At 54.3% G+C, this 24776-nt stretch carries 22 protein-coding genes; 12 read left to right on the forward strand and 10 right to left on the reverse strand.

The annotated features are described in order from the left end of the window. The first annotated feature begins 97 nt into the window (after positions 1–97). Positions 98–451 (forward strand): hypothetical protein, encoded by a 354-nt coding sequence (locus D3P08_RS00745; RefSeq protein ID WP_119597523.1) that lies wholly within the window; start codon positions 98–100, stop codon positions 449–451. 104 nt (positions 452–555) lie between these two features. On the opposite strand, the gene D3P08_RS00750 is transcribed toward D3P08_RS00745, so the two are convergent. The 6 genes from D3P08_RS00750 to D3P08_RS00775 form a co-directional block, all read right to left on the reverse strand. Beyond that, positions 556–1074 carry a DUF3231 family protein gene (locus D3P08_RS00750; RefSeq protein ID WP_119597524.1) on the reverse strand — a complete coding sequence of 173 codons (519 nt, stop codon included), beginning with the start codon at positions 1072–1074 and terminating at the stop codon, positions 556–558. Between the two features lie 26 nt (positions 1075–1100). Further along, complete coding sequence (locus tag D3P08_RS00755) at positions 1101–1754, reverse strand: spore coat protein (RefSeq protein ID WP_119597525.1); 654 nt, start codon at positions 1752–1754, stop codon at positions 1101–1103. Positions 1755–1839: 85 nt separating this feature from the next. Further along, complete coding sequence (locus D3P08_RS00760) at positions 1840–3531, reverse strand: ribonuclease J (RefSeq protein WP_240647177.1); 1692 nt, start codon at positions 3529–3531, stop codon at positions 1840–1842. A 148-nt stretch (positions 3532–3679) separates the two neighbouring features. Continuing rightward, positions 3680–5242, reverse strand: coding sequence for an ATP-binding protein (locus tag D3P08_RS00765; protein ID WP_240647178.1), 1563 nt, complete (start codon positions 5240–5242; stop codon positions 3680–3682). Positions 5243–5403: 161 nt separating this feature from the next. Further along, a complete protein-coding gene (locus tag D3P08_RS00770; RefSeq protein WP_162848318.1) occupies positions 5404–6018 on the reverse strand; it encodes a DUF1648 domain-containing protein in 615 nt (204 codons plus the stop codon). A gap of 5 nt (positions 6019–6023) precedes the next feature. Then, positions 6024–6293 (reverse strand): autorepressor SdpR family transcription factor, encoded by a 270-nt coding sequence (locus tag D3P08_RS00775; RefSeq protein WP_420819004.1) that lies wholly within the window; start codon positions 6291–6293, stop codon positions 6024–6026. A 703-nt stretch (positions 6294–6996) separates the two neighbouring features. Here D3P08_RS00775 and D3P08_RS00780 point away from each other — a divergent pair. The 5 genes from D3P08_RS00780 (at position 6997) to D3P08_RS00800 (ending at position 10582) form a co-directional block, all read left to right on the forward strand. Further along, complete coding sequence (locus D3P08_RS00780; protein ID WP_119597527.1) at positions 6997–8124, forward strand: slipin family protein; 1128 nt, start codon at positions 6997–6999, stop codon at positions 8122–8124. Between the two features lie 73 nt (positions 8125–8197). Further along, on the forward strand, positions 8198–8863 hold the full coding sequence (gene msrA, locus D3P08_RS00785; RefSeq protein WP_119597528.1) for a peptide-methionine (S)-S-oxide reductase MsrA: 666 nt from the start codon (positions 8198–8200) through the stop codon (positions 8861–8863). 169 nt (positions 8864–9032) lie between these two features. Continuing rightward, positions 9033–9368: a DUF2512 family protein gene (locus tag D3P08_RS00790; protein ID WP_119597529.1), complete on the forward strand. Its 336-nt coding sequence runs from the start codon at positions 9033–9035 to the stop codon at positions 9366–9368. Between the two features lie 180 nt (positions 9369–9548). Next, positions 9549–10031, forward strand: a complete 483-nt coding sequence (locus D3P08_RS00795; RefSeq protein ID WP_119597530.1) for an RNA polymerase sigma factor — start codon at positions 9549–9551, stop codon at positions 10029–10031. Next, entirely contained in the window at positions 10028–10582 is a 555-nt protein-coding gene (locus tag D3P08_RS00800) for a hypothetical protein (protein ID WP_119597531.1), read from the forward strand. The genes D3P08_RS00795 and D3P08_RS00800 overlap by 4 nt, the downstream gene beginning before the upstream one ends. Before the next feature lie 55 nt (positions 10583–10637). On the opposite strand, the gene D3P08_RS00805 is transcribed toward D3P08_RS00800, so the two are convergent. Both D3P08_RS00805 and D3P08_RS00810 read right to left on the reverse strand, forming a co-directional pair. Continuing rightward, positions 10638–11234, reverse strand: a complete 597-nt coding sequence (locus D3P08_RS00805) for a hypothetical protein (protein ID WP_119597532.1) — start codon at positions 11232–11234, stop codon at positions 10638–10640. A gap of 101 nt (positions 11235–11335) precedes the next feature. Continuing rightward, entirely contained in the window at positions 11336–12574 is a 1239-nt protein-coding gene (locus D3P08_RS00810) for a nitrate/nitrite transporter (RefSeq protein ID WP_119597973.1), read from the reverse strand. Between the two features lie 422 nt (positions 12575–12996). Here D3P08_RS00810 and nirB point away from each other — a divergent pair, with 422 nt between their 5' ends. From nirB to D3P08_RS00825, 3 genes are all read left to right on the forward strand, one after another. Beyond that, positions 12997–15141 carry a nitrite reductase large subunit NirB gene (gene nirB, locus D3P08_RS00815; protein WP_119597533.1) on the forward strand — a complete coding sequence of 715 codons (2145 nt, stop codon included), beginning with the start codon at positions 12997–12999 and terminating at the stop codon, positions 15139–15141. Next, the gene (gene nasC / locus D3P08_RS00820) at positions 15138–17279 is read left to right on the forward strand and encodes an assimilatory nitrate reductase catalytic subunit NasC (protein WP_119597534.1); all 2142 of its coding nucleotides are present in this window, start codon (positions 15138–15140) and stop codon (positions 17277–17279) included. The genes nirB and nasC overlap by 4 nt, the downstream gene beginning before the upstream one ends. Before the next feature lie 98 nt (positions 17280–17377). Beyond that, positions 17378–17653: a hypothetical protein gene (locus tag D3P08_RS00825; RefSeq protein ID WP_119597535.1), complete on the forward strand. Its 276-nt coding sequence runs from the start codon at positions 17378–17380 to the stop codon at positions 17651–17653. Between the two features lie 63 nt (positions 17654–17716). Here the strand turns inward: D3P08_RS00825 and D3P08_RS00830 are convergent, their stop codons facing one another. Together D3P08_RS00830 and D3P08_RS00835 are read right to left on the reverse strand one after the other, a co-directional pair. Continuing rightward, positions 17717–18589: an alpha/beta fold hydrolase gene (locus tag D3P08_RS00830; RefSeq protein WP_119597536.1), complete on the reverse strand. Its 873-nt coding sequence runs from the start codon at positions 18587–18589 to the stop codon at positions 17717–17719. Between the two features lie 71 nt (positions 18590–18660). Further along, positions 18661–19878 (reverse strand): MFS transporter, encoded by a 1218-nt coding sequence (locus D3P08_RS00835; protein WP_162848319.1) that lies wholly within the window; start codon positions 19876–19878, stop codon positions 18661–18663. Positions 19879–19988: 110 nt separating this feature from the next. Between D3P08_RS00835 and D3P08_RS00840 the strand changes: the two genes are divergently transcribed. From D3P08_RS00840 to D3P08_RS00850, 3 genes are all read left to right on the forward strand, one after another. Beyond that, the gene (locus D3P08_RS00840) at positions 19989–21776 is read left to right on the forward strand and encodes an ABC transporter substrate-binding protein (protein ID WP_119597538.1); all 1788 of its coding nucleotides are present in this window, start codon (positions 19989–19991) and stop codon (positions 21774–21776) included. A gap of 1660 nt (positions 21777–23436) precedes the next feature. After that, positions 23437–24318, forward strand: a complete 882-nt coding sequence (locus tag D3P08_RS00845; protein WP_119597539.1) for an alpha/beta fold hydrolase — start codon at positions 23437–23439, stop codon at positions 24316–24318. Further along, positions 24315–24767, forward strand: a complete 453-nt coding sequence (locus D3P08_RS00850; RefSeq protein ID WP_119597540.1) for a DinB family protein — start codon at positions 24315–24317, stop codon at positions 24765–24767. Before D3P08_RS00845 ends, D3P08_RS00850 begins: the two co-directional genes overlap by 4 nt. The last annotated feature ends 9 nt before the right edge of the window (positions 24768–24776 follow it).

Below are 24776 nucleotides of genomic sequence, written 5' to 3' on the forward strand. Positions count from 1 at the left end.
ACCGGAACCAGGCTGATGAATAAAATGGTCGCTTAACGGAAGATTAACCATTAGATCCGTTATACACAGCCTTGAAGAAGGAAGGGGCCTATGCGTTATGACTAGCTTTCTGTTGAAGGTGATTACGATTCCGCTCATCCTGATTCTGAGCGACGGCTTTTCCGGCCGGATCGAATTTGCCGGTGTCGGCCAGGCGATTACGTTCGGCATCATTCTCGCGGCGATCGGGACGCTGATGGAATATTTCCTGCTGCGGGACGGCACGTTATGGCTCAGCGTCATGATGGACTTTGTCGTATCCGCGATTGTCCTGTATTACGTGGTGAACATGCTGGAGGGGGCCGCCATCACGCTTGGAGCGGCGGTAATTGTATCTTTGATTCTTGGCGTGATCGAATTTTTCGTTCACCTTGGCCTGCTGCGTTCCGGCAAGATACAGGAGGCGGCATAAGCGGTAATTGGTAATCGGCAATCGGTAGTGACACGCGTAACAGATAAGGGATGCTCCAGCGCAGCGGCGCTGAAGCATCCCTTTTTTAAGCTGAGCATTCTGAATTAAGCGTGAACAGGCTCCGGGCGTTGAATTTGCAGCGGAGGCGGAATCAACCAGCCCTTCTCTTTGCTGAGGCGCAGCATCTTTAAGGCGTTGGCCGCTTTCGTCGCATGATACTTCGCGAATAGAGCGTTGACGTCCTCGCGAATCGATTTGCCCATAACTTGGCTGCAAATGACAAGTCCGGCCGCCAGATCCGCCGAGAGCATCGGAGCAATCTCCATATCGGTAAATCGGGCGCCGATCGGAATGTCCTCCAGCTTCGCATCGGGCTTAACCGCAAGCGCCGGAGAAGGCGTAATGCCGTTGTCGATTAGGATCTTGTCGCACTCTTCAATCTCCAGCTTCGCCTGCTCGATTCCATGCTCCAGCATCTTTTGGAGATCCCGATCGCCGGCATGCGCCTTCAACGTCGTATACATGGAGACACAGCCTTTTGCGGCCATCGAGAACTGCCACACGTCATAAATCTCGCCATAGTGCAGCGGGTTTTCTTTCGGGTTTCCAGATAAAATGCCCACTTTCGGCACGCTCCTTTTCTAACGGCTTATTGAGGCAGTGTTGGACGAACGGTGTTCGTATTCGGCTGGTACAGGTTCGATTGCGGCGTCACCATGTTCGCCATGTTCGTCATATTCGGCATGCCCATGCCGCTTGCAGGCTCATAATGATTCAGAACCGTGTTCGTCGTCATTTCCTTCATTGTAGGCACTTGATAATAGCCGGCTTGGTTCATATATTGCCAAATCTCGTAAGCTTGCTCGGAGCAGTTCACCGCGCCTTGCTGCATCATCGAGCGGATTTGCGGATTTGCGCATTCCAGCGCCGCGATAATTTTCATCATCGCCGACGACTTGTGGAAAGCAAGCAGCGCGCTGGATACATCCCGATCGTCGATTTGGTTAGCGGACATATTCGGCGTGGATGCCGCCGGATTGTCTAGGCCGTAGACAGGCTGAAAGTTGCTTGGCGCGCGGTATGGCGTTCCTTGCGCCATGCCTTGTCCGCTCAAGTGCTGCACCGATTGCACCATTTGGTTATATTCATTGATCGTGAACTGCATTTGCTTATCCATGATTTGAGCGAGCCGCTGGTCCTTCACATGAGGGCGGTAGAGCTGCATCGTATTGATGCCCGCGATCGCCGAGCATAAAATTTCATGGACTTCCATTGTTTCGTGTGCGCCTAAATGTGCTGCCATTTTTGAAAATTCCTCCTCGTAATGGTTTGATGTGTGATGTTGGAACAAAATTAACGTTCCAAATCGGGAGGAGAAATATGCAGGACTACACCTCTATTATGATCGGCAGGATCATCGGTCTTCTTTTCGTTTTGGAGTAGAGGAAGGAGCCGATCGAATCTCTAATTTTCGTCTTCAGCATCGACCAGGTCCATTCATTGCCGGCCTCTTGCAGCTCTTCGACCGTGACGGTGACAAGGCGGCCTACCTCGCCGAGCAGCCCTTCCGATTCCCGCACATAGACGAAGCCTCTTGTAATGACATCGGGGTCCGACAGCAGCTCGTTGTCCTGGCTGCTCAGCGTAACGACGACAATGAGAATGCCGTCCTCCGACAGATGCTTGCGGTCCCGCAGCACAATGTTGCCGACGTCTCCGATGCCGAAGCCGTCTACAAGCGTGTTGCCGGCGGTCACTTGGCGTGAGCGGCTTGCCTGTCCGTTCTGGATATCCAGGACGTCTCCATTTCGTAAAATATAAATGTTCTCGCGTTCAACCCCTACGGATTCGGCCAAAAACCGGTGCTGGTGCAGCATCCGGTATTCCCCGTGAATCGGGACAAAAAATTTCGGCTTCATCAGCGTCAGCATCAGCTTCAGCTCTTCCTGGCTGCCGTGGCCCGAGACGTGCATGCCCGTTGCCGAGCTGCCTCCGTGAATGACGTTCGCCCCGAGCAAGTAGAGATGGTTCAGCGTGTTCGACACATTTTTTTCATTCCCTGGAATGGGAGATGATGCGAAGATGACCGTATCTCCGGGCTCGACGGCCAGAAGCGGGTGGGTGGAGGTGGCAAGCCGCGACAAAGCCGCCATCGGCTCGCCCTGGCTCCCGGTACATAGGACGGCCACGCGCTCCCGCGGAAGATTGGCCGCTTCCTTCGGTTCGATCAGCATGCCTTCAGGCAAGTCCAAATAGCCCAGCTCCTTCGCGACCTTCACGACGTTCACCATGCTTCTGCCGAGAAGGACGAGCTTACGATTCGTCAAAGCCGCCGCTTCGACAACCTGTTGAAGACGATTGACGTTCGATGCGAAGGTGGTGAGGAATATTTTGTTTTTGGCTCTCTGGAACGCTTCTTCAATGCGTTCGCCGACCAGCCGTTCAGATGGCGTGAAGCCGGGACGTTCCGCGTTGGTGCTCTCCGAAAGCAGGAGAAGCACGCCTTCTTCGCCGATCCGTGCCATCTTATGAATATCGGGGAATTGGCGGTTAACAGGCGACAGATCGAATTTGAAGTCCCCGGTATGCACGACCGTCCCTTCCGGGGTATGAATGGCGAGGCCGACACAATCGGGAATGCTGTGATTGGTGCGGAAAAAGCTCAGCTTGAGCTTGCCCAGCTGGACTTCCGTATCCGGCTCGATCAGGTGCAGATCGTTGCTGTGATTAATGCCGTGCTCCTTCAGCTTGCCGCGAATAAGGCCAAGCGTCAGAGGCGTGCCGTAGACAGGCATAGGCAGCTGTTTGAGCACATAAGGGATGGCGCCGATATGGTCCTCATGGCCATGCGTAATAATTAACGCCCGAATCCGGTCGGCATTCTCCTGCAAGTAGGTGATGTCCGGGATAATCAGGTCTATCCCAAACAAGGTTTCGTCCGGGAATTTGGAGCCGCAATCAATGACGATGATGTCGTCCCCGTACTGCACGACATACATGTTTTTACCGACCTCGAAGACGCCGCCAAGCGCGAAGACGGATAGCATCGGTTTTGTTGATGAAGGTTTGGTCTGGGTCATGTAAGCTTCCTCCGTATAGGTTGCTGGCTGCAGATCAAGCATTAACCAAACAATGCTTACAATTTCAAAAAAACCTGCTGTTTAGGCAGGTTTTCGAATTGTCATATAGGGGTTAATATTTGTCAGCCATGCGATTTTATGCACGGAGTTATTGCGCGTAGCTTTTGGACAGGTGATCCTCAAGGGCTTGCTGCAGCGTTCCCTTCGTAATGGCTTTATTCGTGAAGGTAACGCCCAGCCGGAGCATGAGCTTCACAATTTCCGCTCTTATTCCCGTCAGGATCACTTCGCAGCCCATCATTTTCACCCCGTCGATCAGGGCGATCAGGCGATGGATGACGTTAGCCTCCATGTCCACGACACCGGACAAATCGATAATTAGCGTCGCGATGCCGCTTGCTCCAATCTCGGTAATGACCTTGTCCTCAAGTGTCGTGGCACGGAACGAGTCGATCGCGCCGATCAGCGGGAGAATCGACATGTTGCGGGTTAAAGGAATAATAGGCACCGAGAGATCGTCGACCAGCTCGCGGTGAGCGCGGATCAGATCATCCTTGTATTGCGAATAGCTGATGAAGAAATGGTTCAGGAACTGATCCATCAGATCGTTAATCTGCTTCTCCAGACTAAAAAATTGTTCTTTGCTCGAGAAGTCATGGTTCTCGCGGTTGAAATTATAGAGGAAGCTCCACATCACGCGCCTTACCGACTGGATCCACTCGAGCTTGAAAGCCAGCGTAAGGGAATGCTTGGCCCACGCCACGCCTTCCGTCTTGGCGAAATGCACGACCTCATGCTCCCGTCCTTCGGCGATAGAGAGAACCAATTTATGAGCGTTCTCCAGCAGATTAATATTTCCAATGCCCATGATTTCATCGATTTTATCCCGGACATTAACGGCTTCAATCAACAGCTGTTCCGCGAATTTTTCCCTGTTTAAAATAAAGAACTCTCTGAGCTCTTCCGTTTGCTGCAGCTCCAACTGGTCCAGATGCACGGCCTCCCGACGATTTTTTCTGCGGTCTTTGCTAAAGTGGATCGTAAAGGTGGTGCCCACGTTTTCTTCGCTAGCGACCTCGATTGTGCCGCCGTTCTGGTAGATAACGGAAAACACAAAAGCGAGCCCCATGCCGGTGCCGTTCTGCTTCGTTGTGAAAAACGGGGTGCCCAGCAGCTTCAGCTTCTCATTCGGTATTCCGCTGCCGGTATCCTGTAACGAAACCGTGACCGAATCCTTTGTTGCGGAATGGTTGATCATAATCGAGCCTTTGTCTTCAATAGCCTCGAAAGCATTTTTCAGCAAATTGAAGAAGGCCCGCTTCAGCTGATTTTTTTTGCCATAGATATAGTTTCCGGGGTTTTCAAAGTTTTTAATAACGTTCACGCGGTAGAATTGGTCTTGGAACAATTGAATAATCGATTCCAGCTCGACCGTTAAATCAATTCTCTCGACAGGCTCATCGTCCATATCGGGCTTGGATACCTGAAGCAGGTTCTGCAGGATGGCGATTGCGTTGTTCAGCTCCGTCTCGGCAATCTGGATGTAGCGCTCTTCGTTCTTTTCCTTTAATAGCTGCAAGAAGCCTTTGACGGCTGTAAGAGGATTTCTCACTTCGTGTGCGATTCCGGCGGCAATCTGTCCTACGGACGCCAGCTGCCTAAGATGCGCCTCGCTTTGCCTCTGCTGCATGAAAGCATCTTCTTGTTCCACTCCCGCTACCTCCATTCATTCATTTATCGCTCATAAATATGTATTGCTCTCAGTATAGCAAGTTTACTAGAAAGGAACTAAACGTTTTTTTCCAAAATTCAGTTTTATGGGGATAAGACGGAAGAGCCCCGGCAGCAGCTGCTGCCGGGGCTCTTCATAATTTAGGAATGACGAACGGCGGTGACGGCCTTTACGATCGTAACGGCGACGAAGCAGAAGAGGACCGCCAGAAAGACAGGAAAGCTGTACGTGCCTGGCAGAAAAGCCAGCGCGATAAAGATAAATCCTGAGAAGAACATAAGCTTGCCTTGGAAACGGGCGAATTGGCGCTGCTTGTGATCAGGCAGCTTCGGCCATTGGTACCTGCCTTGCGGCAGACGCGGCAGCAAATTGCCGAGGACGATGAATACACCGCCGACGATGAAAGAGGCGACTGCGCTTGAGCGAATGTCGTAGCCGAGATTAAACGCGATGATCGAGCCATGCACCGCAAGCAGCATAAGCGACAAGGTGCCGACAATGGTAGGAAGAGTGGCTTCGGCGCGCGCGCGTTTGCTCTCGTCCTTCTCGAAACGAATCGAGAACATGACGATCCAGGAAAGAACGAGTATAAACGCGGGCGACAGAAAGGCGCCTACAGGCTTGCTGACCCAATTATCCGGATTGTCCGCCGAATCAAAGTGGACGGCGATCTCCGCAGGCAGACTGTTATAGGTGAAAATGCTGATTAAGACGGCCGCCAGAGTGGAGGCGAGGGGGATTAACCATTTGTTCATGTTCATCATCCTTTCGATTGTTGAATGTCCAAGATCCATTTCATTACGTCTTGGAACACGGTTGTATTCAATGAGTAGACCATATTCTGGCCCTGGCGCTCTACCCATACGAGCTCCGCTTGCTTCAAAATGTTCAGGTGGTTCGATATGCTTGGCTTCGTCATATCGAACTGCTCGGCGATTTCTCCCGCGGTAAGATCGGATTGCTTGAGCAGATCGAGAATTTTGCGCCTTGTCGGATCGGCCAGCGCTTTGAATGCATCGTTGATGGACATGGCGGTGTGGGGCTCCTTCTCGTTCATTAGATATTTAGATATTTTTCTAATTAATTAAAATTTTAATTGTTAACTGACGACCTGTCAATAGACTTTCCAAAAAAATGTTCCCATTGTAATACTTTCACCATGTTCCGGATTAACATGTTCTGGCATGATGAAGGAGGTTAATCGCCGGCTGCGCAGCTCCCGGGCGCGAATCTCCGCAAGGTTCCGCAGTGCCGAGCATCTATGCGTCGGTATGCTGAGCATGCTGCAGGGCATTAATCCGTCAAGTTGATATGAAGGGGTTCGATTCCCCAATCGCCTGCTAAGCGATCGCTCATGGTAGAGCACTCGATATGGGATCGAGCAATAACTCCACAATGATCTTCGCGGGAATGGCCGGGGGGGATGCCATGTTGGGACTGAGGATTCCGGGGGCATGCGCAAGCCCGGCATGTACGCGGGAATGCTCGGTGCTAACAGGCGTCTACGCCCGCTCTGGGCTTAAGCCTTGCAATCGGACGCTCTTAGAGAAGGGTGTTACGGAAGCGGAGGAGGAATGGAAGGATAGAGAGCAAGCGTGCCCTCGCAGGCAGGCTGAAACTCTTTTGCGAACTTTTCCTTAGCGCCGGGATGGCTTTTCTAATCGGCCGGTTCCGCCTAAGCCGGAGGGCCGTTCCCCGCGATTGATCAACCACATGAAAAAGAGGTGTTTGTGATGAAAAAACTAATAAAGACCGTCATTGTCAAAGCGGATGAACGCGGGCTATTGTTCCATAAAGGAAGCTACGTCAAGCTGCTGCGTCCGGGAACTTATCGGTTTGCCGCATGGTCCGGGCATGACGCCGTCATTTTGGATACAGCGAAGCCGTTTTCGGTGAAAGGCAAAGACTTGAGCGTATTCCGCCATGACGCCGAGCTTCTGAAGGAGCTTGAAATCGTGGACGTGCAGGATAACGAATATGTGCTTCATTACGAGGATGGACGCTTCTCCTCGCTTCTGACCCCTGGCGCATATGCATTCTGGACAGTGCTGAGGAACCACAGCTTCGAGCGCGTGGACATCCGCCGGCCGGAGCTGCCCAAGGAGCTCAGCGCAGCTGTGCCTCCGAAGCTGGCCGGGTACTGCATGCTGACGGAAATCGCAAGCTATGAGAGAGGGCTGCTGTTTTTCAACAACGTGTTTCAAAGAGAGCTCGCGCCGGGCAAATATTATTTCTGGAAGGGCCCGGTCAGCGTGCAGGTTAAGACCGTTGATTTGCGCCAGCAGCAGCTTGATATGACGGGGCAGGAGATCATGACGGAGGACAAAGTGCCGCTGCGGCTGAACTTCGTCTGCCAATATCGCATCACCGACCCTCTTAAAGCGCTGGAAATCCGGGGCTTCGACGAGCAGGTGTACATTATGCTGCAGCTCATTCTGCGCGAATACGTCGGGACGATGAAGCTGGACGACTTGCTGCGCGTGAAGCAGGAGGTCGGCGCGTACGTGCTGAACCGGCTCAGCGAAAAAAATGAAGCGTTCGGCGTGGAGTTCCTGTCGGCGGGCGTGAAGGACATTATCCTGCCGGGCGAGGTGCGCGACATCTTGAACACAGTGCTGCTGGCGGAGAAAAAGGCGCAGGCCAACCTGATCACGCGGCGCGAAGAGACGGCCTCGACCCGAAGCTTGCTGAATACGGCAAAGCTTATGGAGGAGAACAGCACGCTCTATCGGCTTAAGGAACTGGAGTTTCTGGAGAAGATCTGCGACCGCGTCGGCAGCATCTCGCTTACTGGCGGAGGCAATCTGCTGGAGCAGCTGAACTCTTTTCTCGGCGCGCGGGCGGGAGAATCCAAATCATAGCATTATTATCCCTGCCCGCCTATGTGATACACTAACCGCAAATGCAAATGATGCTGTGAGGAGGAGGAGGAGCATGAGTCAAACGAACAGAACGCTTTTCCGGCCTGAGATCGAATCCATCCAGCAGGCGACATTCGGCATGGGCTGCTTTTGGAGCCCGGAGGCGCTGTTCGGACAGCTGCCGGGCGTTGTGCGAACGCGGGTCGGCTATGCCGGCGGCAGCTCGCCGAATCCAAGCTATCGGGAGATGGGCGATCATACGGAGACGGTGCAGGTAGAGTTCGACCCTTCGAAGCTATCCTTCCGGCAAATCGTCACCGTATTTTGGGACAATCATAAGCCGAGCAATATTAATGGCTATAAAGGCAGGCAATATCAGTCTCTGCTGTTCTATGAGGATGCGTCCCAGAAAGAAGTCATCCATCAAGTCCTTCAGGAGTTAAAGGTTGGGGGACGGGGCGAGCCGGATACGGAGATTCATCCGTATGCCAGTTTTTACCTCGCTGAGGAGCGGCATCAAAAATATTACCTGAAGCGGTATCCCCATGCGATGGAGACGCTACTGCCGCTGTTTGATACGCATGCCGAATTTAACGATTCTACGATTGCCGCCCGCATGAACGGATTGGCGAAAGGTTATACCGGCTTAGAGAGAGTGAAAAAAGAGATCGAAACGTGGGAGATGGAAGTGGGAGAGAGAAGCGGAATCATTCAGCTCATCTCCCGCATCCGATGGTAAACCGCCTCGTTGGCGCGGATTTCGAAACTCGTCTTGCGCACAGAGCCCGCTAGCCGCAAGGTTAGCGGGTTTATGATTGCTGCGGATAATTTATGTGAATTGTGGAATGGTATAACGTAAGTCCTAAAATTACCTTCGCCTGCAGGCGGAGAAAGGAGTTGCGTGACCGATGTTAAAATTTCTACTGAAGTATATCCTTAACGGAGCGATCGTCGTTGCGCTGATGCTTTATTATACCGAAATTACATTTTGGGGCGCCGTGGCGGCCGCCACAGGATTAACCGTTCTAGCCTATTTCATCGGCGACCAGCTGATTCTGCGCGCAACGAACAATTTTTTCGCGACTGTCTGCGATTTCGTAATGGCCGCTGGCTATTTGTGGCTGTTGTCCTATTTCTTTGACTGGAGTCTGTCGTTCGGCGAGCTGCTTATCATTTCGCTTATTCTTGGGGTGGCGGAGTGGTTTCTGCACCGTCACGTGTTTCGAGAAGAGATACGCGTATAGCTTGCTTCAATACGGATGAGCGGTAAACGGCGTTCCTCAAAGCCTAAGGCGATGAGGGACGCCTTTTTGCTTGAAAATAGATACGATTGCTGCAATGATGGGTCCAACTAAAATATTTTTTAACCCCTGTGAAAAATGCGCGTGTTCTGAGTTGTATTTCTTATGAAAGGGGGGCTACATGTGAAAGATTCATCTGAGCTCGGTGAATCTGTCCAGCAAGCGGTTATCCGATATTCGGACAGTCTGATAAGAATCGCGTTTACTTACGTCAAAAATATCGCCGATGCGGAGGAAGTGGCGCAAGAGGTATTCCTGGCCTATTTGCGCCAAGCTCCCGTATTCGCAAGCTCCGAGCATGAGAAGGCATGGCTGATCCGGACAGCGATTAATAAAAGCAAAAACGCGGTCAAATCAGGCTGGTTTCGGAGCCGGCATCCGATACCGGAAGACTTGGCGTATATGCCCGAGGAAGAACAGGAGCTTCTTCACGCCGTGTTTGCTCTCGACAAAAAGTACAGGCTTCCTATTCATTTGCATTACTACGAGGGGTATTCCCTAGAGGAAATCGCGGAGATCTTGCAGACGAAGCCGGCTACGGTCGGCACCTGGCTGGCGCGCGGCCGGAAGCGTTTGAAAGAAGCGTTAGGAGGACAATGGGCATGAAAAAACCAACCTACAGGTCGGCCGTCTCGCGGATTAAAACGAGCGATGACTTTAAAGAGAGAACGCTTGAGCGGCTTCGGCGAGAAGCGCAGCAAATCGAGCAGAGCCATTTGAATAAAGGAGGACTGAAGATGTCCAACCAAACCCAAAGAACATTCAAAGCAACGAGAAAAGCTGCGGCATGGACCGTCGGTCTTGCGGCATGCGCCGTACTGGCGTTCGGCATCTATATGGGCTTGCCGAACAACGGTACGCCAGGCGCTGAAGGCCCGCCAGTCGTAAGCGTCCCGCCGCACTCTGCCAAACAGCAGGTGAATATCGACGGCGTCATCGAGGAGGTCAGCGAAGACGGCAAGAGCTTCCGCATCGGCAGCTTGTGGGTTACGGTTACCGACGAGACCGTATACGGCATTACCGGGCCGAATGCCCCGGATCCGTCCGAGCAGCTGGTCAGCAAGGAGTTTAAGGTGGGCAACACGGTGTCCGGCTTTACTTCCGAAGATGTCGCAAGCGGCAAAGTGACGGCCGACGCGATTTATAACAATTTCTAAATAGGAAAACGGCGTCCAAAGCCTGCTCTTGAAGCAGTGCTTGGACGCCGTTTCTTCATTCCGTCAAATAGGGCTGCGCCTTCTCCAGCGTATAGGCGAACAGGGTCTGAATCTCGATGCGCTGGATCTTCTCCAGCAGCGGCCGTGCCGTACCCGCCGCTCCTTGCTTCTCCTGCCAGACGATCAAATCGACGAACCGGGACGGATCCCAGCCAGATTCTGACCGGAAGGATGCGAGTATGCCTTGCGCGTACGAATCGAGGCCGGACAGCTCGGTTTCCGGTTCCCTATCCAGCCAGTCCGCGACGAGAAGACGGGTGCGCTCCATTGCGGGATGACGGCCCGCCTGACGGAACCAATATTTCGAGTTGAAGAAATCGCCTTCCATCCGGTGCATGATGCCGTGCCAGTAAGCGCCGGTGGCGTCATGCTCGATTTGCTGCGCGTAGGAGTGGGACGCGTCCAAGCTGTCGTTCCGCAGGTGAAGGCCCGCCATTAAAGCGATGACCGCCGTTTCGTCGTCGCGGCCATTCCATTCGAGCGCGTCGATACGGGCCTCCAAGGAAGCGCTCCATATCTGCTTCGGCAGCAAGGCGGACAACGTCTCGCGGCTGTCCAATTCCTTCACGATGGCTTCTAATTCTAGCTTCATCCATGATCGACCTCCCCGTTCTTATAGCCCAAGTGTATCATAGTCCCGGGAAGAAGAGGGAGGCCGGCCTCTGAAAGCAAGAATCGGACGGTTCGGCGAAGCTAGAGCTGAACGCCGGTATCGCCCGCCGGTTCGAGCCGCGCTTTACCGCCCTTGCCCAGCCATTTGTTGCGCCAGCTAAGCTGCGCGACCGCCAGCAGGATTAGCGCGCAGAGCGCAATTGCGCTAAGGGTGAGGAAGCCAGGCGTATAGGAACCGGTGGACTGGTAGAGACGGCCGAGAACGAGCGGAAGCGCATAGCCGCCAAGTCCGCCTGCGGCGCCGACGATGCCGGTCAAAAGGCCGATCTCGTTGCCGAAGCGCTGCGGGACCAGCTGGAACACGGCGCCGTTGCCCATGCCGAGGCACATCATCGCCAGGAACAGCAGCGTGATGACGACCGGCAAGGCCGGCATCGACGCCACGGAAGCAAGCAGGATGCCCGCGCCGCAGTACAGCATGATCAGCATGCGGGTGCCGCCGAATTTATCCGACAAATAGCCGCCGACCGGACGGAAGAAGCTGCCCGCAATAACGGCTGTCGTCGTGAAGTCTGCCGCGCGGACCGGATCGAGGCCGTATTGGGTATTGAAGAAGATGGTCAGGTAGTTGGACAAGCCGACGAAGCCTCCGAAGGTGACGCAATAAAACGCGCAGAAAATCCAAGTATCGCGCTGCTTGAAGGCGTTGCCGTATTGGGCAAGCGTCCGCGGCGCCGGGCGGTTCGGACTGTTCTTAGCAAATAGGGTGAAGAAAATGAATACGACCACGATCGGAATGAGAGCGAGGCCGAAAACAACCTCCCAGCTGCCGAAATGCTGCGCGATCCGGTTCGCGAACAGGGTCGATATTACGGTGCCGCTGTTGCCGGCGCCGGCGATGCCCATCGCGAGCCCTTGATGCTCTTTGGAATACCACTGGCTGGCGAGCGGCAGCGCGGCCGCGAACGAAGCGCCGGCTACGCCGAGCAGCAGCGCGACGATATAAAGCTGATCGAGCGACTTTACGAACTGCCAGCCCATGACAAGCGGCACTATCGTCACGATCATCCCGATTTGGGCCGTTCGTTTCGGCCCGATATAATCGGTCAAATAGCCGAGCACGAGACGTAATATGGATCCGCCGAGCACCGGCAGCGCCACGAGGTTTGCTTTTTCGACGGGAGTCATCGGGTAATCCTGTGCGATAATGACGGCTAGAGGCCCGATCAGCACCCAGATCATAAAGCTTACATCGAAATAAAGAAATGCGCTAAACAGGGTAGGTCGGTGGCCGCTTTGCCAAAAACTTTTTTTCTCCATCTCCATCTCCATCTCTCCCTTTTCATCTTTCTTTCCTTTTCGGAAGCAAAAATAGCCGCACTCTGCCCTTGTTAAAGGGATCGAATGCGGCTTCGTTGCCGAATTTGGCGGCACGTCATTGTGCGCCGTTGCCATTCCTATTTTATGTCAGAAAAGTTCACACAACGAATTATAGTTCCCCTTTTCTGAGTTGTCAATATGGCTGAGGCGTGACACGGAAAACAATTTATAGTCTATTTTATGTTAGATATATTGACATATGTTCCGGCATGCTCTACGCTAGCCTTATGATGTGAGCCGCACAATGGGGTGCGTGTTCAGCAGGCGACGATGCCTTTTTCCGTATAAAGCGGGAAAGGGCTTTTTATGCTTTTTTTCAATCTGGGAAGCCGAGGGGCGTTCTTCTTGGGATGTGAGAATTCGTGAAAAAAACAAAGCTGGTTGTAGTCGGAAACGGCATGGCAGGGGTTAGGTGCGTAGAGGAAATATTAAAGCTGGATCCGGAGCGGTTCCATATTACGATTATCGGCAGCGAGCCGCGGCCGAACTATAACCGGATTCTGTTGTCCAAAGTGCTGCAGGGCAATTCCTCGATGGATGAGATCGTCCTTAACGATTGGTCCTGGTACAAGGAGAACGGCATTGAGCTGCTTGCCGGGGAGAGCGTGGTCCGGATCCGTAAGGAAGAAAAAATCGTAGAGACGGCGTCCGGTATAAAGGCGGGCTATGACGTTCTTATACTGGCGACGGGCTCTTCGCCGTTTATGCCGCCGATTGACGGCATTCGTAAGCCGGGCGTTATCGCATTCCGGAACATGGACGATTGCCGCGTCATGATGGACTATGCGGTGAAGTACCGGAAGGCGGCGGTGATCGGGGGCGGTCTGCTCGGATTGGAGGCGGCGAGAGGGCTGCTTCATCTTGGGATGGAGACCGAGGTCATTCACAACGCGCCTTATTTAATGAACCGCCAGCTGGACTTGATGTCCGCCGAGCTGCTTCGCAAGGAGCTGGAGGGTCAAGGGATGCGCTTCCGGCTTAACGCGAACACCGAAAGCATAGTCGGGCGCAGCAGGGCGAAGGGTCTCAGGTTTACGTCAGGAGCCGTGCTAGATGCCGATCTGATTATCGTCGCCGTAGGGATTAGCCCGAATATTGAGCTGGCGCGCGGCTGCGGTATCGCAACGAATAGGGCGATCATTGTCGACGACTATATGCGGACCAGCGCTCCGGATATTTACGCCGTAGGGGAATGCGCCGAGCATCGAGGGATCGCGTATGGTCTGGTTGCTCCTCTCTACGAGCAGGGCAAAGTGCTGGCGCGCGCGCTGTGCCGGCCAGACGAAGAGAATGCGCCGTACACGGGCTCGATTCCTTCCGCCAAGCTGAAGGTGTCCGGCGTGGAGATGTTCTCGGTCGGCGATATCGAAGCGGAGACTGCACTGCAATCGTTCGACGGCATAAAAGGAACGTACAAAAAAGTGACGATGCGAGGCGGGCGTATATGCGGCGCCATTCTGTACGGCGACACGGCGGAGAGCGGCGCGCTGCTGCAAATGGTGAAGCGAGGAGCGCCGGCGAGCGAGCTGGCGAGCGCGGCAAGCACGTCTGGCGGCGGGCGCGAGCAGGACGAGATAATCGCCGCGATGCCCGACCGGGAAACCGTGTGCGCCTGCAACGCCGTAACCAAATCGATGATTTTAAAGGCGGTTGCCGAAGAAGGACTGGAGACGGCTGATCAGGTGCGGGACCGGACGAAGGCGTCCAGTTCATGCGGAGGCTGCCGGGCGACCGTGGAGGCGATCGTAGGCTTTGCCAAGCGAAGCGGCGCAGAGGGGATGGCGGAAAAGTCCGTTCCGATGTGCGGATGTACGGAAAGCGCCCATCATGAGGTGAAGGAAGCCATCGCAAATAGTGACCGCGGCTGGAGAAGCCCGGAAGAAGCGGTGCAGGCGCTCGGATGGCGGAACCTGTCCGGCTGCGATACGTGTATGCCGGCAATCCGATATTATATGTCGTTAAAGATTGTTGATGCGGGTCGGAGCCTTACGGGTGAGATAGGAAGGAGATCGTTTATCGGATTAAAAATTAACGTCGCTGAAGATGACGGCGCCGGTTCGCCATTCGGGTATGATGCTCTCTGCTTAGGCGGCGAGCTTCGGCGGATGGGCGAGACGTTAACCTTCCCTTATCCCGTGAGAGCGGCCGCCGCCTCCGGCATTCATCAAGCCGTCGGCGTGCTCGTTCATGACATCGGGCTGAACGGATCGCCGGCAGGCTGGGAGATTTACGCGGCTGGGCATTCGGAGAATCCCGTAAAGCAAGGACAGCTGCTTGGGCTTGTGGAGACGAGCGGGCAGGCGCTTGAGCTCGCGGGCGCATGTCTGCAGCTGTATAGAGAGCGGGCAGACTTCCTGGAGCCGATGTGGAAGTGGGTAGAACGGGAGGGCATCGTAGAGATTAGGGAGGCGCTGTTTGACCCGGAAGCGCGCGCGGCGTTATTTGCTTCGTTTGCTTCGGCTGGGGGAGACGCGTTTCGTTTAGAGAGGGAGGGAGTGCGGCTATGATCCGGTTAACCAATCGGCCTGCGATGCTGGAGGCGGGGGAGCATGTGGATACGCAGTGCCCGTTCTGCAGCGTTCAGTGCAAGATCCGCTTGACGAAGAATGAGCAGGCGGCGGGCGAACGGCGGGCGATGTATACGGTTGAGGGTATCCCGAATAAAGCGTCCGAAGGGCGGCTATGCGTCAAAGGGATGAACGCGCACCAGCATGTAATCAGCAGCGAACGGCTGATGCAGCCGCTCGTCCGCAGAAACGGCGCGCTGCAGCCCGCCTCTTGGGAGGAGGCGCTTGGTCTCATCGCCGATCATTTTAAAGCTGTATCCGAGCAATACGGCGCGGATGCGATCGGCCTCTACGGCGGCGGTTCGCTGACGAATGAAACGGCTTATCTGCTTGGCAAATTCGCTCGGATTGGACTGGGCACGAAGTATATCGATTACAACGGACGATTCTGCATGTCCGCGGCGGCTTCGGCCGGGGTGAAGACGTTCGGCATCGACCGGGGACTGACCTGCAGGCTCGAGGACATCCCGCTGGCCCGCTGCATCATCCTAGCGGGGACGAATATCGCCGAATGCCAGCCGACGCTTATGCCTTATTTGACAAGAGCGAAGGAGAACGGAGCGGCTATTATTGTCATCGATCCGAGAATGACGGCAACCGCCGAGCTGGCCGATCTGCATCTGCAGCTTCGTCCGGGCACGGACGCCGCTCTCGCGAACGGCATACTGAAGGGGCTGCTGCGCGGCGGGTGGATAAACCGTTCGTTTATCGACAGCAGGACAAACGGATTTCCGGAACTCGAGAGGCATTTGGAATCGGTGCTGCTCTCCGAGATTGCGGAAATAACCGGTCTTACAGAGAGCCAGATCGAGAAAGCGGCCGAGCTGTACGGAACGGCCGAAACCGGTATTGTATTTACAGCCCGCGGAGTCGAGCAGCAGACGGACGGGCATGAGGCAGTGCGGAACTTCTTGAACCTTGTGCTGGCTACAGGGAAGATCGGCAGGCCGGGCTGCGGCTACGGCGCCGTAACCGGCCAAGGAAACGGCCAAGGCGGAAGAGAGCATGGCCAGAAGGCGGATCAGCTGCCGGGCTACCGGCTCATTGAGAACGAGGAGGACCGCAAATATGTGGCTGGCGTATGGGGCGTAGAGCCGGATCGTATTCCGCGCAAAGGCGTGTCGGCGTACGAAATGATGGAGCTTGTGCACCAAGGCGTCATTCGTTCGCTGTTCGTGATGGGCTCGAACCCCGTCGTCTCGAACCCTAACGCCGATCTGGTCGAGAAGGCGCTTCAGAACATCGATTTTCTCGCGGTTGCCGATATGTTCTTGTCGGAGACGGCGCGGATGGCGGACGTTGTGCTGCCGGTCACTGCGTATTTGGAAAACGACGGGACGCTCACCAATTTGGAAGGCCGCGTCCTGCTGAGGGAATCGAAGCTGGAGCCTCCGGGCGAGACGCGTCACGATTGGGATATTTTATGCGAGCTTGCGGCCAGGCTGGGCAAATCGGCTTATTTCACCTATGCGTCCGCTGAACAAATCTTTGAGGAGCTTCGGCTTGCGAGCAAAGGAGGGGCCGCCGATTATTACGGCATTACCTATGACCGGCTGAGAAGGGAAGGCGGCGTCTATTGGCCCTGCCCGTCTGAGGACGAGGAGCAAAGCAGCGGCATTCTGTTCGAGGAACGGTTCGCGCATCCGGACGGGAAGGCGGTCTTCTTGCCGGTTCCAAGCCGGCAGCCGCAGGAGCTTCCCGACGACAACTATCCGCTTACGCTGACGAACGGGCGGGTGCTCTCGCATTATTTGACCGGGGTGCAAACCCGGCGAAGTCCGTCATTGGCGGCGCGAAGCGTGGATAACTTTGCGGAGATCCACCCGAGAACGGCGAAGAAGTACGGCCTGGAGGATGGCGATTGGGCGCAAATCAGCTCCAGGCGCGGGTCATTCAGTGTTCGCTGCAAGGTGAATGCGAAGATTCGCGAGAATCTGCTGTTTGTGCCGATGCATTGGGGCGGCGCGCAAAATGTGAATAAAGCGACCAACCCCGAGCTTGACCCGAACTGCAAGATGCCAGGCTTTAAGACGGCAGCGGCGTCCATTACCCCCCTCAAGCACATTTCGCCTTCATAAGTGATTGCTTGGGCATGTCAAATTGTTATAGCTGACTGATGCGCGAGATGCTATAATTTGTTAGCTATTCATTTGAACAGGTCGAAGGGGATAGGGCTGTGAAGGTTTATCTTATTCTTACGCAAGTTTTATTTGGGCTTAGTCTCATTCCGTGGGTCGTCATATGGGGATTGTCCTTTATGAGCTTTGACGCAGGGTTCAGCGCGGCCAATCTGGCGTTCGTGGGGACCATTACGCTTTACCCCATAGCCGTTATCGTCTGTTCGGTGGTGGCTTGGCTCATTCATAAGCGCAGGCGGCGGGCGGCCATAATCGTCAATTTAATTCCGATGGTGTGGGTGCTGGCGTTCGCCGGACTCATGGTGTTTGTATAACGATATGTCGCGATTTCGCGCGATAAGGCCATGACGTTAAGCGTCATGGCCTTATGAATTGGGTTATGCTTCCGGGTGATGAAGCTCAGTCGCTTCGCCTTCGATAATGAACGGCTCCGGGATGCGGTCGTTAGTACCGCTCCCGGGGCTTTTTGAGGTTGGATAGCCTTGCAAATGAACCCATTGGCGGATGGCCTCGTTCATCTCGTCGGCCGCTTTCGTTGGCAGCTGATGCTTTTGCTGGCCGAGGACGACAAGGGAAGCGTTCGGCAATCGGCTCATTAATAGTTTGCGGTAACGCCGGAAGCCCCAATCCTTCTCCCCGTAGAGGAGCAGAACGGGGTGTTTAATTCTTGGCAGCTCCTTCGTGCAATTGAAATTTAAGCTGTAGCGGTAATATTGATGAATATTGCTAGTGCTGCCTTTTTCGGTCAGCTTCATCATGTTGCGGTAGGTTTGTTTGCTGTCGGAGTTGCCCCATGTGATCGCCAGCATTAAGAGGCGAACGGCTGTTTTCCAACGGGATAATCCGATCGCAAGCCGGATGCGTCCCCTGAGATAGGGATCGCTGGCCTCCGACATCGCGCTGATCAGGATGCCACCGAGAAACCGGTCGGAGTGATCGAGCAGCGCCTTTAAGGCGACGGTTCCGCCGGTGGAGTAGCCGCATACGAACGCCTTCTCTACGCCTAAGCGGTCCAGCAATTGTTTAATATCCTCCGCAATCAGCGCATACGATATCGGGCTTTCCGATTCCTCGCTTAGCCCATGTCCTCTAATATCGAAAGTAATGACCCGGAATTCATCCGCAAGCTGCACCCGTTGATATTGAAAATTCGCGCTTGTCAGCAGCGGGGGATGGATGAACACGAGAGGAATCCCTTCGCCGCTGTCACTGTAATGCAGCTTGACGCCATTTACGAGCTCGTGAGGCAAACTGCAGCCCCTCCTTCATGATTGTATATCGTTTCCATTACAATGTGCCTCAGATTCGGCCCGTCTATTCCTCATCTTTCCTTCCAGAGCGCCGAGCGGACATACAGCAGCAGGAAAAAAGCGTTCCAGGCAACGGCGCCTGTAAAAATAGCTTGCGTTCCCCAAATTTCGATAATCCAGCCCGATAAGAACATCGTAATCGGCATGCCGATCCGGAAGATCGTGCCGGTAATCCCGGCGATTCGCCCCATCAGATGAGAAGGGGTCTGTTCGTGTCTCATTGTATAGACGGATATGCCGTGAAACGATGTGGCGAGCCCGATAAGAAACAGCGCCGTGACAAATAAGGTCATGGATTCGCTAAACACTAGCAACCCCGAGCCGATCGCGTGCAGGATGATGGAGAAGCCGTAAATTTTCCCTAAGCCGACCCTTGCGCGAAGCTTGCTGGTCATCAAGCTCCCTGCCAGTCCGCCTATACCGGCGGCGGACAAGATGACGGCCAGCATCGAGGACGAAAGCTGCAGCACGTCTTTGGCATGGAACACCAGACAGGTCTGCACAACGGTGAAGGAGCAGTTGATGAACATCACAAAGATCGTGATATGGAATAGCGTTCGATTCGATCGGAAGGCGCGCCACCCTTCGCGGAATTCATGCACCATATTGGTTGTCGGCCGGTGCAGCCGCGGCGCCTCCGCGGGAAGCAAGGAGATTGACAGCAGGCATAGAATAAATAATAACGCCGTAATCAGAATGCCGTCGGACACATCCGAGAACAGGAGCAGCAGCCCCGTCAGCGCGGGTCCCATGACGGTGACGAGCGTTTCGACCAAGCTGATTTGGGCGTTTGCTTCCGTCAGCTTCGACGGCTGCGCGGTTTGTTTGACGAGGCTGACTTGAACGTTGAAAAAACCGTAACCAAACGTCATGAGCAAAAAACCGATCATATAGTAGAACATCAGCTGCTGGGAGCCGGATTTATAAAGGAACGTGAACAGGATGAGAAGTACAGCCTGCGAGCCCAGCATCCACATCGCCCATCGCTTCTTGTTCGCCCGGTCCACTAGGACGCCGATCGCGATGGCGAAGAAGAAGTTCGGCAGCAGCTCCGCCGTTCGCATCGAAGTCATCGACACCGAGGAATGAGTGAGCTCATACATTAAGAGCGGAAGCACGAGCTCGTATATTTTATTGCCGATACTGACGAATAGAATGCTGGTTAATAGTATGGCGAAATGATTGTTCGACGCGGCGCTTTTGGCGCTTTTGAGTTTGGCTGCAAGCATAAGATCAGTCCTTCGAAGTAGTATGCTCTTTATGTTAGAGGCTGCTGGCCGAAGGAAAAAGGGTAGATCATGCCGGCATAATTTCATCTTTTCAAAGAGGAGTGTTAGAGATGCGCGTCGCGGAGGATTATTTGCGTCTGCGAATGGCCTGTCCGGGGCGTCAGGACGGGAAGCCGTTCGCGATTTCGATGGAGGAGATCGCGAATGCCCTTTACTGCACCCCCAGAAACGCCAAACTGATCGTAAAAAAATGGGTGGAGCTGGAGTGGGTGCGCTTTGTGCCGGGCAGAGGGCGGGGACATACATCAGAGCTCGCTTTCCTGATGGACTCTGCCGCATTGGTGCTTCGAGAGGCGCAGGAGCGGGCGAAGGAGGGGGATGTGCAGGGGGCGTTCGAATGGCTGAAGACGAATGAACCCCTCGTTTCCGTCAGGCCGCAGTTTCTGGAATGGCTGATCGCTTACTTCGGCTACAAAACCGATCAAACCCAAGGGGAACGCGTCGTGGAGACGCTGCGGCTGCCGATTTACCGCGAGATCGTGTCCTTGGACCCCGCGAACGCGTTTTATTCGTTCGACACGCATTTGGTTCATCAATTGTTCAGCAGACTCGTGGAGTACGACGCGGCGGCGAGTGCGTATACGAAAGGTCTCGCTTACCATTGGGAGTCGAATGAGGACGCGACCGAATGGACGTTTTATTTGTACAAAGGCGTGCTGTTTCATGACGGACAGGAGCTGACGGCGGAGGATGTTCGGGCGAGCCTGGCGAGACTGCGCAATGATCCGAGCATGCACGGCTGGCTGACGGACCATATCCATAGCGTGGAGGCACGCTCGCGTTATACGGTGAGCATGAAGCTGAGCAAGCCCAACCGGCGATTTTTATGGTATATGAGCCATAGCGCCGCCTCCATAGTGCCGTCGAGCTATCCTTCTGAACCGGCAGGCGCCCAAGTGCCTGTCGGCTCGGGCCCATACCGGGTCACGGATCGCCGCAAAGGCAAAGTCGTGCTGGAGAAGTTCTCTTCCTATTATGGGTTATCCGGTATCATAGACCGAATCGAGATCATTATCGTGCCCGAGAATGAAGCGGAAGCGTGCTTCGGAACCAGCCCAGGCGTCTTAACCGTTGTGACGGGGGAATTCACGGTTCCCGTTATCCCTGACTATCCGCTTGAGCAGACGGTGACAGGGGTTGAGACGCTTGTGTTTAATCTGAGGAAGGGCGGCGTTTTGCAAAGTCCGTTGTTCCGAAGGGCGCTCGTGTACGGCGTTGACCGCAAAAGGATGGTCGGCGAGCTCGGCGAGCCGCGGGCCTACCCGGCGGCAGGGTTTCATATGGAGCGGGCAGCCTCCGCCGGGGACTTGATGTTCCGGCCGGATGACGCGGCGGAAAGCCTTCGGCAATCGGGGTATGATGGGCAAGCTTTGCAGCTGTACACCTTTGCCCGACACGTTCCCGATGCGGAATGGCTGAAGCGGCAGTATGCATCGATCGGGGTCCGGGTTGACGTCCATATCGTGCCATGGGCGGAATTGATCGAGCCTTCAACGCAGGAAGCCGCCGATATGATCTTGTTCGAGGCGGTGTTAAGCGAAGGGCCGGGCCGTATGCTGGAGTACCTTCAGTCGGACAGCAAATTTGTGCGCGGCGCCTTGAGCGAAGCGATCATCCGCGACATCGATGACGCGACGAACAGGCTGCTGGCCGACCCGAGCGAGCAGGCGGAGCAGCGCTGGAAGGCGGCGATCGACTGTATTCTTCAGGAATCGTTTGCCAGTGTGTTCCTCGTCACGAAGACGGTGAGGACGATCTACCATCCGTCGCTGCAGGGCGTCCGCATTAACACGAAAGGCTGGGTCGACTTTCAGACGATTTGGTTTAAGGAAGCATAGCGGGAAGGCTGGGCCTTAGCTGGCAAGCTGCGCCTTAGCGCAATGGCGTCGCCTTAGCTGAAAGGCTTCGCCTTAGCGCAATGGCGTCGCCTTAGCTGAAAGGCTTCGCCTTAGCGTAAGGGCGTCGCCTTAGCGTGAAGGTTGCGCCTTAGCGCAAGGGCGTCGCCTTAGCGTGAAGTCTGCGCCTAGCGAAAGTGCATCGCCTTAGCTGAAAGGCTGCGCCTTAGCGCAAGGGCGTCGCCTTAGCGCAAGGGCTGCGCCTTAGCGTGAAGGCTGCGCCTAGCGAAAGGGCTGCGCCTAGCGAAAGGGCATCGCCTTAGCGTAAGGGCTGCGCCTTAGCGTGAAGGCTGCGCCTAGCGAAAGGGCTGCGCCTAGCGAAAGTGTATCGCCTTAGCGGAAAATCCTGCAATTGTGCAGGAAATTCTACCGTCCAATCCTCATGATGGCCAAATTACTGCAAAAATACATCATTTTTAGGTTCCTAGCAGTGGAAATCGCCTGAACGTACCTTAATTCCTGCACATTTGCATCATTTTTATAACAACATTACGAATATGGCGGAAAATCCTGCATTTTTGCAGGAATTTGTGACAAGGAGGTTTAGCAGAGGGTACACTTTTTTGGGATAAAAGGAGAAAAAGACCGCGAAGATTTGGTATTTTTTAAGCGAGGTACCGTCGCCTATGATGGGTTAAGGAAGGTGACGGAACAATGCTGAACTGCACCTTAGCTGAAAGGCTGCGCCTAGTGAAAGTGCATCGCCTTAGCGGAAAATCCTGCAATTGTGCAGGAAATTCTACCGTCTAATCCTCATGATGGCAAAATTACTGCAAAAATACATCATTTTTAGGTTCCTAGCAGTGGAAATCACCTGAACGTACCTTAATTCCTGCAGATTTGCATCATTTCTATAACAATATTACGAATATGGCGGGAAATCCTGCATTTTTGCAGGAATTTGATCAGGAGGTAGCAGAGGGTACACTTTTTTGGGATAAAAGGAGAAAAAGACCGCGAAGATTTGGTGTTTTTTAAGCGAGGTACGGTCGCCTATGATGGGTTAAGGAAGGTGACGGAACAATGCTGAACTGCACCTTGGCGGAAGGGCATCGCCTTAGCGTGAAGGTTGCGCCATAGCACAAGGGCATCGTCTTAACGGAAAGGCTGCAGGGCATAGTACAAGGGCGTCGCCCTAGCTGGCAAGCTGCGCCTTAACGGGAAATCTGCACCCTAGCTGAAAGGCTGCGCCATAGCACAAGGGCATCGCCTTTGTAGGGCATCGTCTTAGCGTAGAGGCTTCGCTTTAGCTGGAAATCTGCACCCTATCTAGAAGGCTGCGCCTTAGCGGAAAATCCTGCAAATGTGCAGGAAATTCTACCGTCTAACCCTCATGATGGCCAAATTACTGCAAAAATACATCATTTTTAGGTTCCTAGCAGTGGAAATCGCCTGAACACACTTTAATTCCTGCACATTTGCATCATTTTTATAACAACATTACGAATATGGCGGGAAATCCTGCATTTTTGCAGGAATTTGATCAGGAGGCTTAGCAGAGGGTACACTTTTTTGGGATAAAAGGAGAAAAAAGACCGCGAAGATTTGGTATTTTTATGCGAGGTACCGTCGCCTATGATGGGGTAAGGAAGGTGACGGAACAATGCTGAAACATTTCCGGTCGGACAAGCGGCAAAGCCGTTATATGTCTGCGTATGAAGCTGCAATGAGTTTGTGGACAGTGCCGTATGAATCATGTTACGTTGAAACAAAGCAAGGACGCACGCATGTATGGATGGCCGGACCTGAAGAGGCGCCGCCTCTCGTTTTATTCCACGGCATGGGGGTCAGCTCCGCCATGTGGTATCCCAATGCTGCCGCGCTTGCAGGCCATTTTCGAATCTATGCCGTCGATTTGATGGGAGATTTCGGGAAAAGCGAGCCGAGGGAGGCGCTAGCGGAAAAATCGGATTGCATAGAATGGATCGTGGAGCTGCTTGACCGATTGAGGCTGGATAAGCCGTTTGTTGCGGGCCACTCGATGGGAGGATGGATGGCGGCCGTTTTTGCGGCGAGTTATCCGGAACGCTGTCAGGCGCTGGTGCTTCTTGCGCCGGTCGCGACGATTGCCAAGGTGAAGCTGAAGTTTTTCTTGAAGATGTATCCGGCGATGCTGCTTCGGTCGCGCAGAAGGATTGCGGGACTGCTGCAATGGTGCCACGCTTCGGGCAACCGTCCGCATCCATTGCTCGAGGAACAATTTGTGCGGGGCTTTCAGGACGGCATTTTCTGGCTGAGGGCGGTTCCTACTGTGCTTCGGAGCGATGAGCTCGCCCGCCTGCCAAGGACGCTGGTTCTCGTCGGCGAGGAGGAGGTCATCTACGATGCGGGCGAGGTCTCCCGCGCCGCGGCGGCATCCGGCTTCGAGACGGAGCTGATCCCGAATGCGTCCCACTGCTTATCCTCGGAGCAGGCGGAGCGTGTGAATAAGGCGATGATTGATTTTCTAATCCAAGCAAACAGAGACGGGAGTGAAGGAATATGAAAACAATTCAAAGCATGATGGAGCATTTGTACTGGGCGAATAGCTTAATCGCGGAAGGGATGGCGAAGCAAAACGTCTCGCATCCGGACGCGCTGACGCTGCTCAGGCATACGCTTGTAGCCGAGAAAGTCTGGTTGACCCGGCTCGAAGGAAAGGACAGCTTCGAATTCGTCCTATGGGCAAGCGGGGAGCTTCAAGAGCTGCTGCACATGGTTAAGCAAAACGAAGAAGGATACAGGGCATATATCGGGAAGCTGAGGGAAGAGGATTTGGACACAATCGTGCATTACCGGAATCAGAGCGGTCAGCCTTTCGAGAATTCCATCCGGAATATTTTGACCCATGTCGCCTTGCACGGCCAATACCACAGAGGACAGATTAACCGTATTCTCCGTATGGAATCGAGTGAGCCTGTGCCCGTCGATTTTATTTTGTTCAAACGGCAATAAGAGAGGAAA

This window comes from Paenibacillus nanensis, from assembly GCF_003583765.1.
GTDB lineage: Bacteria > Bacillota > Bacilli > Paenibacillales > Paenibacillaceae > Pristimantibacillus > Pristimantibacillus nanensis.